Annotated in this window: 2 protein-coding genes; both read right to left on the bottom strand. The window is 55.9% G+C overall.

The window, feature by feature from the left end; all coding sequences use genetic code 11:
* On the bottom strand, nt 1–273 hold a 273-nt coding region (locus tag A3754_RS02465; protein ID WP_369817564.1), incomplete at its 3' end, for a WD40/YVTN/BNR-like repeat-containing protein.
* 118 nt (nt 274–391) lie between these two features.
* A partial coding sequence (locus tag A3754_RS02470; RefSeq protein WP_156496704.1) for a DUF1329 domain-containing protein occupies nt 392–801 on the bottom strand: 410 nt, incomplete at its 5' end.

An 801-nucleotide genomic window follows, 5' to 3' on the forward strand; every position in this document is an offset into this window, starting at 1 on the left:
ATCGTGGCCAACGGCCCAGCCATGGCGGGCATCAGCAAAACACACCGAGGTGAGCAGTACTTCAGATGGCGTTACCGCCTGCTTCCAGTGATCGCCTTGATCATCGGAATAGAGAATTTTACCCCGGTCACCCACAGCAACGACCCGGCTATCCGCATAAGCGATATCCAGATAATTGTTAGCCGTGACCAGTGGAGCATCATTCGAAACGAAATCTGCCTGCAGAGGCGCAGACAGCATGGCCGACAGAGCCATTAACACTGTTTTTTTCATTGTCCCTTACTCTTCCCGAGGGCCCCGTTCCAGGGCCGAGCACAAAACGACCGGGGGCCATGGGTGGCGTCCCGGTCGTTTTGCCTTGCCGGCTTCATTGAGCCGGCATTTTTTATAATTAACGACCGCGGCGACGTAGCGCTGCCGGGTGGAAATAACGATCGCCCGGTACCGGCTGGCTGTAATCCAGGATGGAAGACTCTTCGTTATCCAGGAACTGCACGTGGTAACGCTGAGCACGCAGGTCGTGGAAGGTATCCAGAGCCGTCCACTGGGTCGGCACTTCGTAGTAGTTCTTGATGTAAGCCAGGCTCACGCGCCACAGCTCGCCACGACGGTCGTACTGGTCGATGGCGGCAATCTGCCAGGAATCTGCATCAATATAGAAACGACGCTTCTGGTAGATGTGTCGCTCACCTTCTTTCAGGTTTGCTTCCACCACCCAGACGCGATGCAGTTCCCAACGCTGGTAATCCGCATTGACGTGCCCTGGCTGCAGCAAGGTCTCGTACTTCACATCCGGGCTAT

It is taken from the genome of Alcanivorax sp. HI0083 (assembly GCF_001635175.1).